Here is a 14,520-nt window from a genome sequence, read left to right on the forward strand (position 1 = left end):
ACTTTGGTAGGGGGTCAGAAATATGGCCTGGTGCTATATTCCAGACCACAAGTTGCCCGGGCCAGATTCCTTGAGCGCTAATGAGTCTTTTTAATAACTTCAACATCAACAGCCTGCCTCTGTGGATCAGCTTTATGCTGTGCCTGTCCATCACAGCGGGTGGTTTGCTGGTGCTTTTTCGATTTCGCCAGATCCGCAACAGTAATAGCTTTCACTATCTGCAGTACTTCCTCATTCTGTTGTATGTGTACGGCTATTACAGCCTGTGGAGTGATATTCTGCTGTCCGGGTTTTTGCAAATGGACAACGTGGAGAGTGTGGCCACCCTGGTGGCGCAGATGGGTGCCCCTTTTCTTTTGATCAGCCTGATCATGGTTCTGTTATGGGTAGCGCGCGTGCAGGAGCGGTCCTGGCCGCTTTTGCTGGGCATCAGCATTACCGGAGGAGCTGCCGTTTTTGCTGGGCAGTACCTGTGGGCGGGACCTCTGATGGACGGAATCCGGGTATTTTGCTCCTCGCTGGCAATGGTCAGTCTGCTGGTGGTAGCGGCAACTCTTGCGACTGGCAAGCAGGCAATAGTCACCGACAAGGGGCGTCGGCTGTTGATAGCGCTCGCTGCTGCAGCTGGCTTTATGCATCTGACCGTATTCAGTTCGCTGACTGACTACCAGCACTTCGACACGGTATTCGTGCTGTATTTCTATCTGCTGAATACCGCGCTGGTTGTGGTTTACACCTACCAGGCCACCGAGGGATTGATGCGGCCTCAGCTGTCGCTGGATGATTTTCTGGTCAAACACGGTATCAGCAAGCGCGAAGCTGACATACTCAGGGGCATCTACGCTGGCAAGACCAACAGGGAGATCGCCGACGAGCTGTTTATCTCGCTGCAGACGGTGAAGGATCACTCTTCACGCATCTATCAGAAGACTTACGTAAAAAATCGCGCGCAGCTGATGGCGCTGGTGCGTGAAAGTCAGGAAGCCTGAAGCAGCCGCCGCTCTTTCATCATCCTCTGACAAGCCAGTTGCCGTGTTAGCATACGGCCATTGTCTGAATTGCGAGGATATTGACATGACAAACATCCAGATCGACATAGTTTCCGACATTGCCTGTCCCTGGTGTGCCATTGGTTATGCACGTCTGGAGCGCGCCATGGCCCAGCTGGAAACCGAGCACAAGTTTACGGTCAACTGGCATGCCTTTGAACTGAACCCCACGCAGAGCGGGCAGGGCGAACCCATCCTGCCGGCGCTGGCCCGCAAATACGGGCGCAGTGAGGACGAAATGCGTGAAGCTCAGGGCAATATGATGAGCATTGCCAAAGAGCTGGGAATCAACTTTGAAAAGTTACAGGAGCGCAGGACGGCCAATACCTTCGATGCCCATCGTCTTGTTAAATGGGCGGCAGAGCAGGGGCAGCAGACCGCGATGAAACAGATTCTGTTCGAGGCCTACTTTGGGCGCGCCTTGGATGTGTCCGACCATGATGTGCTGCTGGATTGCGTTAAATCTGTCGGCCTGGACGTGACAGCGGCCAGCAAGGTACTCGCGTCGGCGCAATTTGCTGACGAAGTCCGCGAAGACGAGGCTACCTACCAGCGCGCAGGCGTGAACTCAGTACCGGCCTTTATCATCAATCAGAAATACCTGATTTCCGGTGCGCAGGATCCTGAAGTATTGGTGAAAGCCTTTAAAGATATCAGCGCGGAAGTGGCCTGACGAAGGCCACCCGACAGGCCGAAGTTGTGGTATTGTTATCTGACAAAAACAAGCAGGATGCCAGCTATGACTCAGTCTGATCAGTCAAAGATTCCGGTGAAAGAGCTTGAGATACCGCTGGAGCGAGACGTATTTATGCGCTCAATGTTGCGTGAACTGGCAGGCGCGCTGCAGGATGTTGTTGGCATGGAGGAGGCGGCAGGCTTCGTCAGCCTGGTCGGACAGCGCATCGGTGATCAACTCAATAATAGCTATCGCGAGGCACTTTCGCAGCGGCGCTTGAGTCGAGAGCAGGTCGCGGATGTTCTCGTCGATCTGAAACGACGCATCAATGGCGGTTTTTCAATTGTCGAGCAGAACGACGAACGCATCGTTTTGAGCAATACCCGCTGTCCTTTTGCTGAGAAGGTAGAGGGTCGTCCCGCACTGTGCATGATGACATCCAATGTGTTCGGAAATATTACTGCTGAAAACCTTGGCTATGCGCGGGTCGATCTTGAAGAAACCATTGCCGATGGCGCCCCGGGCTGCAGAGTTGTCATCCACCTCATCCTGCCTGCGGATGAGCAGGTTACTGGCCGAGAGTATTTTCGCGGGTGAGCAGCAAAAGTTCTGACATATCCTTCCTGCAAGCCGCTGAGCTGTTGGAGGATGCCTTGCTGGTGGTTGCCAGCGATGGCCTGATTCTGGGCGCGAATCGTGCTGCAAGACGCTTGTTGACTAATTCTGGTCAATCAATCGATGGTCAGTCATTGTTGACATTCTCGCACGGTGCTGAGGCGGACGTACTCAAGCTCCTCCGGGACGGATCACGCACGCGAGAACGTCTGCCGGGCGTGTTGGTTTTAAAAAGTGAGAATGGTCAGCCGCGTCGGGTTCGCAGCGCGATGCACCTGCTGACGCCCGCCACTGAAGAAAAACCCGCGCAGCTGGTACTTCAATTGCGTGACGCAGACAGCGCACCAACAAAATTCAAGGAACTTTCCGATCGCGTAGCAAAAGTTACTGCGGCCCTGCATCGGCAGCAACGTGCAGAGGCAGAACGCCGTGAGCTTGAAGCGCAGATGCTGCAATCCCAGAAACTGGAAAGTCTGGGTGTCATGGCCGGCGGCATTGCGCATGACTTTAATAATTTGCTGACCAGCATCATCGGCTATTCAGAACTGGCCCGCGCTCAGTTGCCACCGCATTCGGCTGCCGGAGAATTTGTTGACGCGGCTGTGACTGGTGCTCGCCGCGCAGCAGAGCTTACCCAGCAGATGCTGGCTTACTCGGGTAAAGGTTCGCGTATAGTGGAGCCGGTGCAGCTGTCCCGGCTGGTCAAGGATATCACCCGTTTGCTGGAGGTTTCGATCTCCAAGAAGTGTGTCATGCGCTTTGAGCTACCAGAGGATTTGCCGGCGTGCATGGCCGACGCTACGCAGCTCAGGCAGGTGATCATGAACCTGATCATCAATGCGTCTGATGCAATCGGAGACAGAAGCGGCGTCATCTCAATAACGACCGGCACCGCCTGGTGCGATCAGGACTATCTGGCGGAAAACTTTATTAATGACACCCTGGAAGAAGGTCTCTACGTGCATCTGGAGGTGGCGGACACCGGTAAAGGTATGACTGCTGATGTTCGCACACGCATATTCGATCCATTCTTCACCACCAAGTTTACCGGGCGCGGCCTCGGACTGGCGGCAGTGCTGGGTGTAATCCGTGGGCATAAGGGAGCGATCAGAGTCTACAGCGAACCAGGGCGAGGTACTACGTTCAAGGTGTTGTTGCCGGCGGCGCCGGGCGTGGAGCCAAAGTCAGCCAAGTCAGACAGTGAGACTGAACAATGGCAGGGGTTTGGCACTGCGCTGGTTATCGACGATGAAGAGAGTATTCGTGCGCTGGCGCGCCACATGTTAATGCGTATGGGTTTTGATGTCGCCACAGCATCTGATGGCCGCGAAGGGGTCGAGGTGTACCGGGAAATGGCCGCCAGTAATCCGCTGGTTTTGCTCGACCTCACCATGCCACACCTGGACGGGGCGGCTGCATTTGCCCAGCTGCGTCGTATCAATCCGAAAGTCCGGGTTATTGTGATGAGTGGCTACGGCGAACAGACTATAGATACACAGTTTGCCGGCAAGGGGCTGGCCGGCTTCCTGCAAAAGCCATTCCGCCTGGCTGAGCTGCGTGACGTGGTCAAAGCTGCAGTAGAGCCTTAGTCGACGGTTAAGTTGTAGATCAAGACAGCAGATGCTCAGGTGATATGGCATTTCGGGTATTGTATTAGAACTGGCACTGATTACAGATTAAGGATTTTGTCCAGACCGAGCTGTTCGGCAAAAACCTCACTGTGGGTCACGACGAGAAGAGTGCCTTGATAGCATCTCAGCACCTGAGCGAGCAGGGTCTGGCTCTCCAGGTCCAGATGGTTGTCGGGTTCATCCAACAGTATGAGCTGGGCGGCTTTCGGCCCCATCAATGTACAGGCCAGCGCCACTTTCAGGCGCTCGCCGCCGCTTAGCTGAGCGACCGGGTGCAGAGCCTGATTGCCCGGCAAACGCACCAGAGCCAGCCTGTCGCGATATTGCCCTTCAGTCCAGCCGGGATTAAGTCGGCGGAAATTTTCCAGCGCGTTTTCCGTGTCGTCCAACAGGCTCAGGTGCTGGTCCAGTTTGAGCGCCGAGCCACGGCGATGAATCTGTCCCGAGTGTGGTGCAAGGTCACCGTTGATCGCTCGCAACAGTGTTGATTTTCCGCTGCCATTATTGCCGCGCAGCCACCAGCGCTCACCGCTCCTTATTTGAACATCAAGCGAAAGAGGGCTGCTCAACCAGGGCAGAATGACTTTATCCAGGTGCAGCAGGTGGCCGGAAATGGGTGTCGGCTCGGTAAGCGGGAAACCCAAAACAGTTTCTCTGCCCAGTACTGATTCGGCGCCGGCTTTGCGCAGCTGTTCCTCCTGCAGCACGGACTGGTGCTTTTGAGCGATTCGCCCACCGGTGGCTTCGCTGCGTTGTTTGCGAGCGTCCAGCAGGATCTTGGGCATGTCCTTTTTGCTGGCTTTGGCTCGGCCTTTTTTGACGCGCTGTTCGTGACGCTCTTTTTCTGTCTGCTGTTGTTGAAGCTCATTTTTTATCGTCTGACGTGCATGCTGCTGGTCATGCCGGGCCTTTTCCAGCAATTGCTCCCGGGTTTGCAGATAAGCCGCGAATCCAAGGCCGTGCCACTGAATGGCGCCATTGCGCAGTTCAAGCAGTCGTCCGAACGATTGCAAAAGCGTTTGATCATGCGTGATCACCAATGCACCACCGGGCCGCGTGCTGAGCCACTCACTCAGCCAGCGTCGACCGGCCTGATCCAGATGATTGCTCGGCTCGTCCAGGATCAGGAATGCGTCACGGATACGTGACAGTCTCAACAAATGTAAACGCGTACGCTGTCCGCCGCTGAGCGAGCTTATCGGGACCATTAGGCAGTTGGCGGGCAGTTCGAAGCGGACGAGCTCGCCGATCAGATCCTCTTTCAGGGTCCAGCGTTCATCGAGCAAAGACAGGTCATCGACCCGGCCGGTGCCGCAGAGCAGACGCTGAAGTGCTGCAAGCGCCGCTTCAACACCCAGAAAGGCAGCCACAGTGTCCCGCGTGAGATGCTCTGCGGCGTGCTGCGAGAGATAGGCGACCGGCACATGGTGTTGTACCTGTCCAGCGTGCGGATGGCGAACCCCTGCCAGGCATTCGCCCAGCAGCGTTTTGCCGGCGCCGTTGGGGCCGATCAATGCAACAGTCTCGTCAGGCAGATGCAGATCAAGAGAGTGAAAAACCGGGGGATTGGGTTCGAATGCAACGGAAAGCCCCGTTGCGGAAATACAGGCCTTGGCCATAAACAGCTCCTCTAACACACCAGAAAAAATGGGGGTTTAGAGTGCTTGCTTCATTGGCCTGGCTCCTGCTTACTGTTGGAAAGAAACGCGGATAGGTATCACCCAATGCGATTAGTTTAACAGCAATGCTGACTATTGATCAAAAACTCAATTGCTCAGAGCAAAAGGTCATATTGATAACAGCATATTTAATAGGCTACCCAGTCCCGAGTAATCGTAGTATGGTTGCCTCAAAACACAGATTCACGGAGCGAATATGTTTTTCACACTATTGGCCCTTACACTAAGCCTGTCCCTGGCCGTTTCCTACACGGCTGCCCGCGTATTTCGCAAGCCCATCGGCGCCATCTTCACGCGCATCATTCAGGACGAAATCAGCACCGCATGGCAGCGCTACGTGATGTTTGCCACCTACGTAGTGGGCATCTCCTCTGGCGTTCGTATCTATGAACTGGAGCGGTATATCAGTCCGCAGATCAGCGACATGGGTATCCTGCAACTGACATTGGAGCGCTGGGTGCTGGAGATCTATCGCACGCTGATCGCCTGTCTGCAGGGCATCGCCTGGATGTATCTGGTGGTATTTGTGGTTGCGCTGATTGCCTATGTGATTGTACGTGGGTTTGAGTTGCGGCGAGGGAGGACGCATGGGACAACAGGTTCAGAGTCGGTGGAGCAGTAGTCATGACTACGTTTTCAAAAGCCATTTTTACGTTCTTGCTGGTACTTGCCTTTTCATCTCAGGTTTTCTCTGCAGAGTATTTGACGCCTGAATCCAAACGGCAGGTCGTTACTGAGGTAAGTGAAAGGCTGGCCCAAGAGTATGTCCTGCCCGACGTCGGACAGGCCATGGCCCAGGCCCTAATGATCAGGCTGGAAAGCGGGCACTACGATGATGTGACGAATTCTGAGCAGTTCACTGAGCAGTTGACCGAAGATATGGTGGAGGTCAGTAATGATCAGCACCTGTTTATCTTTTACATGGAAGGAGATCTGCCTACTGAAGAAGAGATGATGAATCCGACGCAAGAAATGCAGGAGCAGAATCTCCGATTTCTCCAGTATGACAATTATGCCATCCGCGAAGTGAGCTGGCTGGACGGCAATATAGGTTATCTTGAGTTGGCTGCATTCGTAGATGCTGAGCCCGCTAAACGTGCGATCGGCAATGCCATGGATCTGTTTCAGCATACAGGCGGATTGATTATTGATCTGCGACAGAACGGCGGCGGCATGCCTGAAACGGTTGCTTTGTTGGCGAGCTATTTTCTAGGCCCGGAATCTGTCCACGTGGATTCAATTTATTGGCGCAAAACCGACACAACGGAAGAGTTCTGGACCAGCACTGATCTTGAAGGTGCCTGGTATGGCACGACGCGTCCTGTATACATCCTGACAAGCGAAGCAACCTTTTCGGCTGCGGAGGCTTTCAGCTATGCCATGCAGGTAAACAATCGCGCGACAATTGTTGGTGAAACGACGCGTGGCGGTGCACATCCTGGCGCCATCGCTCGGATCGGTGATCATTATCATATGTTTATTTCGAATGGTCGTGCGTTCAGTGCAGTCACGGGTGAAAACTGGGAAGGTACCGGTGTTATCCCCGATCATGCCGAAAGCGCTGATGCTGCGCTGAATAGCGCGCACAAGCTAATTCTAAGAGATGTCATTGATCAGACTGAGTCACCCATGGCTCGACAGGATAGGGAGATGCAATTGCGAAGACTGGAGACCGAATAATGGTGATTTCATTTCGCTTTCAGAAAATGCAGGTATTAAAACTGAGTTTGTCTGTCATTTTAGTTCTTAGTTTGGTGCCACATGTGTTCGCACAGTCTGATCTGCTATCGCTGGAACTGGACCTGGAAGGAATGCCCAGGCTGATACATGAAGTTGAGCCGCGGTACCCCGCACGGGCGGTAGCACGAGGTATAGAGGGATGGGTTCAGGTAAAGTTCACAATCATGGCTGATGGAACTGTTGATCCACTCTCTATTGAAATCGCTGACGCTGACCCCTGGGGCATGTTCAATTCGACCGCCATTAGAGCGATCGAACAGTTTAGATACGAACCAAGAGTGGTTGATGGTGTCGCCGTAGAAATGCCGAATTACCAGCACGTTTTTCGTTTTGAATTGTGAGCTGCGCCGGTTTATGCAGTTCATATTTCTTGCCAACCTCCCCCAGGCCGTCCCCACTGTCGCCGACTGGTATTACCAGGAGTGGGGCGCGTCCAACCCGGACCTGAGTCCTGCCATCATCGCGGCCAATCTGGAGAAAAGTCTGAATACCGACAAACTGCCATTGGTACTGTTGGCCATGGATCAGGGCAACCTGCTTGGTGTGGTCGAGTTGAAATACCGCGAAATGGCGATGTATCCAGAAAAGGAGCACTGGCTGGGCGGCATGTATATCAGGCCGGATTATCGTGGCAGGGGCGTCGGCAGAAAATTGATTGAACACGCATTAGAGGTGGCTGCCCGTCTGGTAGTACCAACATTGCACCTGCAAACCGAACAACTAGATGGCGGTCTGTACAGGCGTCTGGGTTGGCGGCCAGTTGAACAGGTCAATAACAAGGGCATTCAGGTGCTGGTGATGGAGCGCGATATCTGCTCTTCAGTCTGAGGAGGCTGAACAGAACCGCGCGAGCAGAGCATGCGTCAGGCCGCTCCAGTCCAAGGTTGGTCGGAATGAGTAATGCTTTCCCGGCCAGTATTTGCATGATAGTGTCCCCAAAAAGCAACGGTGTCAGGGAGGGAGTCCTATGTCGATTGTTAGATGGAACTGCTTTAGTGTTTTCTTTGCACTTGTGTTCTTGCCAGTATTTTCACATGCTCAGGGCACTGTCACCGCTGATCTGCTTACCGACAGAAGTTTTATTGCACCTGGCGGCCAGATTACCCTGGTGGTGGAAATAACCAATCCTGCCGATTCGGGTAGAACTATCGAAAGATTCAGTGGTGTCGGTTACAGCGCTACCCCGCTGGCTGAGTCCAATTACGAATTCACCGACGTTTCTTCATGTCAACAGATATTCTGTCCGGTTGACCCGACGCGGAGCTTTCCACTTCCCCCCGGGAGCTCGGCACAATTCTACTGGCAAACGCTCAAAGTCAGTCCCAGTGCGCCTGAGAACCTCCTTATTCGCGCTTCAAATATAAATCTGGGATTGACCGACGCAAACGATCGACGTTTGAATGATGTTCACCTGCAGCGTGACTTTGTTGCCATCGTGGTCAGAGAAGGGCAGGGCTCGATATCGCAACTCAATGCACAGAGCACGCAAAATGCAAAGGCGGGCTCCGCCAATATCAACGCCTCGCTCAATCTGGCTTACCCGCCAACCGTTAGCGCTGGCAGCCACATAGAAGTGACAGGTACGCTGAGCAATCATGACAGCTCGGAGATCAGTTCTATTTTTACTCTGGGCTCCAGTCGTCACCTCGGCAATCATGTCACTTCCTATAATCAGATCTTCTGTCAATTCAAGTGCTCATATAACGGGGCTTTCCCACTGTCTGCGGGCGAAAGCGTTGACGTGCTGTTTCGTCAAATGTACTACGAGGCAGATACGCTTTTCTCCGGCGCTTTGCAGATACTGAATCCGCACGCAATTGTCAGTGACAGTCTGGGCCGCCGGGCATACGTATATGCCGACGACATACACGTCGCAGTCACGCACGCGGGCATTGAGAACACACCTGCCGACTATCCGCCGATCCCGTCAAGAGAGCCGCTGGTGCGTATGATGTCTGACGATCCGACACCGAGAACCGTCATCAAGGACCCGAACACTCACAAATACTGGCTCCCTTTGTCAGAAAGTCAGGGCATGTCTTTGTCCAGGGTGGTGGCCGAGACGCGCGTGGGCGGGCGCTTTGAAGGTTACTCTGTCGCCAGCCTGGAGGAAGTCAGAACACTGTTTATGAACCATGTTCATGCTTCGCAGCTGAATTATCCTCGCTATGCCTTGTTTGCAGGTAATCAGGCGCTGCATGGCGTTACGGGCAGTCTGCTGGACCTGGTGGGCGAGACATTGGACGCTATCCATGTCGGTGGAACGACTCGCTACGCGCGAGGTATGGTATCTGAGCTCCCAGAGCCTGGACGCCAGACCGTCAGTGTCGGCATCTGGCAGCAAAACACCAGCGGCAGCCCGTTCGGAGTGACTGGCATGTTCTCTGTCAATTCATTCTATGCGACCCAGTACGCCGGTATGGGTACCTGGCTGGTCAGGAGTTCGCTGCGACCTGGAAACACCCAGGCCCTGAGCCGCAAAGACGAGGTCGACTTCCGCTACGGACAGTTGTTCATCGCTTCGGTTGATGTAGACGGCCAGACCTATCAGGTCAATTTCCGGGTAATTGACAAGGACGAGCTGATTCTGGAACTGGTCTCGATCATGGATGAGTACAGCCGCGAGCCGGCTGCTGTCTACGATGTGCAAAACCTGATCCTGCAGATCCCACGCTTGGCGTACTTTGTGTTCCCGACTGATACGGTTTTCTTCGATGTGGCCTTGGTTCTGGTTCCTGACAGTAATCCGATGCGATTCCGCGTGATCAGTGCTGAACCGGTAGACGAATAAGGCGCATCGCTAGTCAGGATGTTGGACAGAATCCGCATTTGGCGTTAACGTGTCTCACTGTAATTACAACAATAATGCAAGTCCCGGGAGTCGAACAATGAGAAAAAGATCGCTCTATACCCTGGCAGTTGCGGCCCTCGTGTCGCTGCTTGCCATGCCTGCCAGCGTGCTGGCCCAACCCAATATCCAGCCCGCAGAACCCTTCAAGGTCGGCACCTTCGCGGTAGGCAATGAGCAGTTCTCCGGTCTGGTCATGCGCGATGACAGCCTGATCGTGGATCTGGTCGAAGCCAACAAGGCTCTGGAATTGATGCCAGAGTACCCCTCGATTGACATGCCTGATGATGTTCTTGGTCTGATTGAAGGCTACGAATACGGACTGAAGTTCCGGGTCTATGAAATAGTCAATGCGCTGGTAGAGTCCGGCATGCTGAATGGCAGCAACATGCCTGATTACATCCATGCTGTTGAAGACGTGGATATCCGTGCGCCAATCCAGTATCCCAGCAAGATCATGAACGCGGCGGTCAACTTCTACACTCATGCCTGTGAAGGATGCACCGAGGCGGAACTGGCCGAGCGCACCCGCCAGCGTCGCGAAAACCGTGGCGTGCCCTATCTGTTCCTGAAGCCAACGCGTGGTGCCATCATCGGTGACGGTGAAAATGTGATCATGCCCTACGGTCGTGATGAGATCGAATACGAAGTCGAAATGGCCATCGTGTTTGGTCGTTCTGGCAAATACATCTCTGCTTCGCGTGCCTACGACCATGTCTTTGGTTACATGGTGGCAATGGATATTTCAGACCGTGGTGGCCGTCCACCAGGTGGCTTCAGCTCCGGTCTGGACTGGTTTGTGGGCAAAGGTCACGATACCTTTGCACCGCACGGCCCCTGGATTGTGCCCAAAGAGTTTTATGGTGACCCTATGGACCGCCTGCACCAGATCACGGTTGTTGATGGTGTTACCGTGCAGGAAGCCAAAGCAGGCGACATGATCCACAACATCCCTGAGCTGATTGAATACGCCTCATCGCTGATCACCTTGTTCCCGGGTGATGTGCTGCAAAGTGGTACATCAGGTGGCACAGGTGCCGGCCGTGTTGAACGTGCGACAGGGTCGGGTTATCTGATCGATGGTGAAACCATCAGCGCAACGATTGAAGGTATCGGTACCCTGACACACCGTGTGGTTCGCGAACAAAGTGTACCCGACGATCTGTCAGGTTCGCAGTTGCCGCCGACCAGCACTTACTAATACTTTTCGATTGCATGAATGAATAAAGAGCCCTGGCACCTGTAGTGGTGCCGGGGCTTTATTCTGAGTGAGATAAGGAACAACGGCCATGACAATGCGCAAACTGATACTGCCTGCGGTGATTGGTGTCGTAGTGGCGGGGTTGTTTATCAACAGCAGGACTAATCAGCGGGAACAGAATGCTGATTCAATGGCTGATCCTGTGGCGGAGGCGCAGCAGGTCGATGACGGCCTTACGACTAGCCCAGGTCAGGCTGCGGCGGTCAACGATTCAGCCAAATCTCAGTCTGTATCAGATGAGAGTTCGCCGACAGACGCAACAGAACCTGGAGCCTCCGATCGAAGTGGCGATAGTACAGCCGAGCCGCAACGATCTACGCGCACACTCTCTACAATCAGCGACAACGCGGACGCGCCCGCCATGAGCGATCGCGTTTATTATGTAATTGAAGAAGCGCAGCGGATGCAGCAGGCTGATCAATGGGAAGCGGCGCTGATGGGACTGAATGCACTCTACGCCAGCTTTGAAAACCTGACACCTTTCGAGCAGATGACGCTGCTGAATTTCTACACCAATACTCTGATCAGGCTGGAGATGTGGCAGGAGTCGATCACTGCATTTTCAAAAATGCTGACGGTGCGCGATCTGCGTCCGGATATCAATGCGCGCGCTCTGTTGGCGTTGGGACAATTACATCAACAAGTTAACGAGGCGCCTGCGGCAGTTACCTATTACGAAGCCTGGCTTGATTTCACCGAGAATACACCCGGTCTGGAGGCGCAAAGAGCACGCGTGCATGAACAGGTGCAAGCGCTACGGTAGCTAATTAGCTCAATCAGACATCCGTTTTGTCAAACACCTCTTCGACAGACAGTTTGAACGCATCTGCAATCTTGAACGCCAGCGGCAAGGATGGGTCAAACCGCCCGTTTTCAATGGCGTTGATGGAATTACGGGAAACCTGTACACGCTCAGCCAATTCGGCCTGGCTCCAGCCTTTTTCAGCGCGTAGCACGCGAATAAAGTTCTTCATGTCAGCACTCGCCCATCAGTCTGATGACTTGCCCAGTCGCCGGGTCCACCAGAGTGAGACGGCGCCGGTGCCAATGAGTTGTAGAACCACTACCAACATAAACCCGAATGTGATGCCCAGCTTGACGGACTCCTCAGGTGACTCGGTTCCCAGCCGCAACGCTGCATCGGCAAGGGCGTTCATCAATGGCGGAATCATCATGACAATGACAGCGGCGACACTGCCGACCGTCATGCCCCAGGTGCTGGAAAAGCGCTGGCCAGCTACCTGTACTTCATCCAGTTGGCGATTGACACGGGCAGACAGGAACAGGCTGTAGGCCATGACAAATAATGCGGCGGCTGCGGCTAAAGACAGCGTGAGGGCATCAGGCTGTTGTTCAAGCCAGGGTGTTGCAGCTAAAAATGTCACAGGTACGATAATTACCGGCGATAACCAAATCGCGCAGCTTCCTATTTTTCGGATATTCAGGGTGGTCATGGGAACCTCCAATTTCTTCTATAAGACGTTAGGTGAAAACAATACTGGTCAAAATGTAAAGCTAGCTTGTCATAATGTGGCGATAATGACAAGTAAACTTTGCACTATATTCCTGAGGTGTGTTCATCTCAGTATTACTGAATGACGAACCGTAGTATCTTGACCGCTAAATAGCAGGGCCTGTCCGAGGCAAAAAAGCATGCGATCACTGGAACTGAAAATACCACCTCTGGCACTGGTCGTTTTGTTCGCAGGCCTGATGTGGCTTCTTGCGCGACTGACCCCGGGATTAAATTATGCAGTGCCGTGGCGTCAGGTGCTGGTGGCCACTCTCAGTGCACTCGCTGTCTTGATAATATTGGCAGGTGTTGCGTCTTTCAGGCGAGCCAGCACAACGGTCAACCCCCTGAATCCTGAAAGCTCCAGTGCGCTGGTGGTGTCTGGAATCTACAGGGTCGCACGCAATCCAATGTACCTGGGCTTCCTGCTACTGCTTGCGGCCTGGGCGCTATTGCTGGGTAACCTGACGGTATTGCTATTGCTGCCTGTGTTTGTCTGGTACATGAATCGCTTTCAGATTTTACCAGAAGAGCGTGCGCTGACCAGTCTGTTCGGGAATGACTATACCAATTACTGCGCGCGAGTTCGGAGGTGGCTTTAATGCGTTCTTTGCTTTCGTCAATGCTCTCGCGATCCATGGTTTTTTTAATAGTGATCCTGACACCGCTGTCGGCCGCGGCGCGAAGCATTGTCGAAGCTGGCCTAAGCAGAGAGTTTCACACCAGCGGGCCGATGGTGACGGTGACTGGGTTCCCGTCGTTGGACACTCGTTGTGAACCATGGTGCCGCGCCGCAGGCAGGAACTTTAATTTTGACCGTTAATGGGGCAGAATCGATAGCTGAAAAGGGCACAAAATTTGAATAAGGACATCATATGAAAGACCCAAGAAAGTTCTGGAACAAATTGGCGCCGCGCTATGCCAAAAGCCCGGTGCGTGACGAAAAAACCTACCAGAAAAAGCTGGAAATCACGCAATCCTATTTCAAGCCAGACTGGTCAGTATTTGAGTTCGGCTGCGGTACCGGCAGTACGGCTATCGTACACTCACCGTATGTCAAACAGATTCTGGCAACTGACATCTCCGATGAGATGATCGCAATTGCCGAACAGAAAACCCAGGCTCAGGGCATCACTAATATCAGCTTTCAGCAGGGCACGCTCGACAGCCTGCCTTTGAACCCCGAAAGTTTTGATGCCGTGCTTGGTCTGAATATTCTGCACCTGCTGCCCAACGTGGATGAAACCATCAATCGCGTGAACCAACTATTGAAGCCGGGCGGCATTTTTGTGTCCAGTAACGCATTGATGCGAGAAGTGTCGCTGCACTGGCGACTTTTAATACCGGTGATGCAGTTTATCGGTCTCGCGCCGCACATAGACAGTTTCAGCAAAGATGAGCTGATCGGCATGCTGACCAAGAACGGGTTTACTATTGACCATGAATGGCAACCAGCCAAGGCGTCGTTGTTCATTGTTGCAAGGAAGAAAGTGAACTGATATCCAGCA

At 53.6% G+C, this 14,520-nt stretch carries 17 protein-coding genes; 14 read left to right on the forward strand and 3 right to left on the reverse strand.

The window, feature by feature from the left end; all coding sequences use genetic code 11:
- Positions 1–80: 80 nt before the first annotated feature.
- From LVD14_RS09715 to LVD14_RS09730, 4 genes are all read left to right on the forward strand, one after another.
- Positions 81–989: a helix-turn-helix domain-containing protein gene (locus tag LVD14_RS09715; RefSeq protein WP_237133888.1), complete on the forward strand. Its 909-nt coding sequence runs from the start codon at positions 81–83 to the stop codon at positions 987–989.
- A gap of 85 nt (positions 990–1,074) precedes the next feature.
- Entirely contained in the window at positions 1,075–1,722 is a 648-nt protein-coding gene (locus LVD14_RS09720; protein WP_237133889.1) for a DsbA family oxidoreductase, read from the forward strand.
- A 66-nt stretch (positions 1,723–1,788) separates the two neighbouring features.
- The gene (locus LVD14_RS09725) at positions 1,789–2,322 is read left to right on the forward strand and encodes a methanogen output domain 1-containing protein (RefSeq protein ID WP_237133890.1); all 534 of its coding nucleotides are present in this window, start codon (positions 1,789–1,791) and stop codon (positions 2,320–2,322) included.
- Complete coding sequence (locus tag LVD14_RS09730) at positions 2,319–3,929, forward strand: response regulator (RefSeq protein ID WP_237133891.1); 1,611 nt, start codon at positions 2,319–2,321, stop codon at positions 3,927–3,929. Before LVD14_RS09725 ends, LVD14_RS09730 begins: the two co-directional genes overlap by 4 nt.
- A gap of 80 nt (positions 3,930–4,009) precedes the next feature.
- Here the strand turns inward: LVD14_RS09730 and LVD14_RS09735 are convergent, their stop codons facing one another.
- Complete coding sequence (locus LVD14_RS09735) at positions 4,010–5,590, reverse strand: ATP-binding cassette domain-containing protein (protein WP_237133892.1); 1,581 nt, start codon at positions 5,588–5,590, stop codon at positions 4,010–4,012.
- A 256-nt stretch (positions 5,591–5,846) separates the two neighbouring features.
- Between LVD14_RS09735 and LVD14_RS09740 the strand changes: the two genes are divergently transcribed.
- The 7 genes from LVD14_RS09740 to LVD14_RS09770 all read left to right on the forward strand — a co-directional run bounded on the left by LVD14_RS09740 (position 5,847) and on the right by LVD14_RS09770 (position 12,262).
- Complete coding sequence (locus LVD14_RS09740) at positions 5,847–6,272, forward strand: hypothetical protein (protein WP_237133893.1); 426 nt, start codon at positions 5,847–5,849, stop codon at positions 6,270–6,272.
- Between the two features lie 2 nt (positions 6,273–6,274).
- Positions 6,275–7,330: a S41 family peptidase gene (locus LVD14_RS09745; RefSeq protein WP_237133894.1), complete on the forward strand. Its 1,056-nt coding sequence runs from the start codon at positions 6,275–6,277 to the stop codon at positions 7,328–7,330.
- Between the two features lie 83 nt (positions 7,331–7,413).
- The gene (locus LVD14_RS09750; RefSeq protein ID WP_237133895.1) at positions 7,414–7,731 is read left to right on the forward strand and encodes an energy transducer TonB; all 318 of its coding nucleotides are present in this window, start codon (positions 7,414–7,416) and stop codon (positions 7,729–7,731) included.
- A 13-nt stretch (positions 7,732–7,744) separates the two neighbouring features.
- Complete coding sequence (locus LVD14_RS09755) at positions 7,745–8,218, forward strand: GNAT family N-acetyltransferase (RefSeq protein WP_237133896.1); 474 nt, start codon at positions 7,745–7,747, stop codon at positions 8,216–8,218.
- A 139-nt stretch (positions 8,219–8,357) separates the two neighbouring features.
- Positions 8,358–10,181 (forward strand): hypothetical protein, encoded by a 1,824-nt coding sequence (locus LVD14_RS09760; protein ID WP_237133897.1) that lies wholly within the window; start codon positions 8,358–8,360, stop codon positions 10,179–10,181.
- A 97-nt stretch (positions 10,182–10,278) separates the two neighbouring features.
- Positions 10,279–11,439: a fumarylacetoacetate hydrolase family protein gene (locus tag LVD14_RS09765; protein ID WP_237133898.1), complete on the forward strand. Its 1,161-nt coding sequence runs from the start codon at positions 10,279–10,281 to the stop codon at positions 11,437–11,439.
- Between the two features lie 88 nt (positions 11,440–11,527).
- Positions 11,528–12,262, forward strand: a complete 735-nt coding sequence (locus tag LVD14_RS09770) for a hypothetical protein (protein ID WP_237133899.1) — start codon at positions 11,528–11,530, stop codon at positions 12,260–12,262.
- Between the two features lie 13 nt (positions 12,263–12,275).
- Here LVD14_RS09770 and LVD14_RS09775 read toward each other — a convergent pair whose 3' ends face one another.
- Positions 12,276–12,473 (reverse strand): helix-turn-helix transcriptional regulator, encoded by a 198-nt coding sequence (locus LVD14_RS09775; RefSeq protein WP_237133900.1) that lies wholly within the window; start codon positions 12,471–12,473, stop codon positions 12,276–12,278.
- A gap of 15 nt (positions 12,474–12,488) precedes the next feature.
- Positions 12,489–12,797: a hypothetical protein gene (locus LVD14_RS09780; protein ID WP_237133901.1), complete on the reverse strand. Its 309-nt coding sequence runs from the start codon at positions 12,795–12,797 to the stop codon at positions 12,489–12,491.
- Here LVD14_RS09780 and LVD14_RS09785 point away from each other — a divergent pair.
- From LVD14_RS09785 to LVD14_RS09795, 3 genes are all read left to right on the forward strand, one after another.
- A complete protein-coding gene (locus LVD14_RS09785) occupies positions 12,796–13,098 on the forward strand; it encodes a hypothetical protein (RefSeq protein ID WP_237133902.1) in 303 nt (100 codons plus the stop codon). The genes LVD14_RS09780 and LVD14_RS09785 overlap by 2 nt on opposite strands.
- 54 nt (positions 13,099–13,152) lie before the next feature.
- On the forward strand, positions 13,153–13,614 hold the full coding sequence (locus LVD14_RS09790; protein ID WP_237133903.1) for a methyltransferase family protein: 462 nt from the start codon (positions 13,153–13,155) through the stop codon (positions 13,612–13,614).
- A gap of 273 nt (positions 13,615–13,887) precedes the next feature.
- The gene (locus tag LVD14_RS09795; RefSeq protein WP_237133904.1) at positions 13,888–14,511 is read left to right on the forward strand and encodes a class I SAM-dependent methyltransferase; all 624 of its coding nucleotides are present in this window, start codon (positions 13,888–13,890) and stop codon (positions 14,509–14,511) included.
- The last annotated feature ends 9 nt before the right edge of the window (positions 14,512–14,520 follow it).

Origin of the sequence: Pseudohongiella sp. O18 (assembly GCF_021729085.1) — a bacterium.
Lineage (GTDB): Bacteria > Pseudomonadota > Gammaproteobacteria > Pseudomonadales > Pseudohongiellaceae > Pseudohongiella.

Bases quoted from the DNA above. Each gene is read 5' to 3' on its own strand.
- LVD14_RS09715 (WP_237133888.1), top strand. From the start codon at position 81: ATGAGTCTTTTTAATAACTTCAACATCAACAGCCTGCCTCTGTGGATC.
- LVD14_RS09720 (WP_237133889.1), top strand. From the start codon at position 1,075: ATGACAAACATCCAGATCGACATAGTTTCCGACATTGCCTGTCCCTGG.
- LVD14_RS09725 (WP_237133890.1), top strand. From the start codon at position 1,789: ATGACTCAGTCTGATCAGTCAAAGATTCCGGTGAAAGAGCTTGAGATA.
- LVD14_RS09735 (WP_237133892.1), bottom strand. From the start codon at position 5,590: ATGGCCAAGGCCTGTATTTCCGCAACGGGGCTTTCCGTTGCATTCGAA.
- LVD14_RS09740 (WP_237133893.1), top strand. From the start codon at position 5,847: ATGTTTTTCACACTATTGGCCCTTACACTAAGCCTGTCCCTGGCCGTT.
- LVD14_RS09745 (WP_237133894.1), top strand. From the start codon at position 6,275: ATGACTACGTTTTCAAAAGCCATTTTTACGTTCTTGCTGGTACTTGCC.
- LVD14_RS09755 (WP_237133896.1), top strand. From the start codon at position 7,745: ATGCAGTTCATATTTCTTGCCAACCTCCCCCAGGCCGTCCCCACTGTC.
- LVD14_RS09760 (WP_237133897.1), top strand. From the start codon at position 8,358: ATGTCGATTGTTAGATGGAACTGCTTTAGTGTTTTCTTTGCACTTGTG.
- LVD14_RS09765 (WP_237133898.1), top strand. From the start codon at position 10,279: ATGAGAAAAAGATCGCTCTATACCCTGGCAGTTGCGGCCCTCGTGTCG.
- LVD14_RS09770 (WP_237133899.1), top strand. From the start codon at position 11,528: ATGACAATGCGCAAACTGATACTGCCTGCGGTGATTGGTGTCGTAGTG.
- LVD14_RS09775 (WP_237133900.1), bottom strand. From the start codon at position 12,473: ATGAAGAACTTTATTCGCGTGCTACGCGCTGAAAAAGGCTGGAGCCAG.
- LVD14_RS09785 (WP_237133902.1), top strand. From the start codon at position 12,796: ATGACAAATAATGCGGCGGCTGCGGCTAAAGACAGCGTGAGGGCATCA.
- LVD14_RS09780 (WP_237133901.1), bottom strand. From the start codon at position 12,797: ATGGCCTACAGCCTGTTCCTGTCTGCCCGTGTCAATCGCCAACTGGAT.
- LVD14_RS09790 (WP_237133903.1), top strand. From the start codon at position 13,153: ATGCGATCACTGGAACTGAAAATACCACCTCTGGCACTGGTCGTTTTG.
- LVD14_RS09795 (WP_237133904.1), top strand. From the start codon at position 13,888: ATGAAAGACCCAAGAAAGTTCTGGAACAAATTGGCGCCGCGCTATGCC.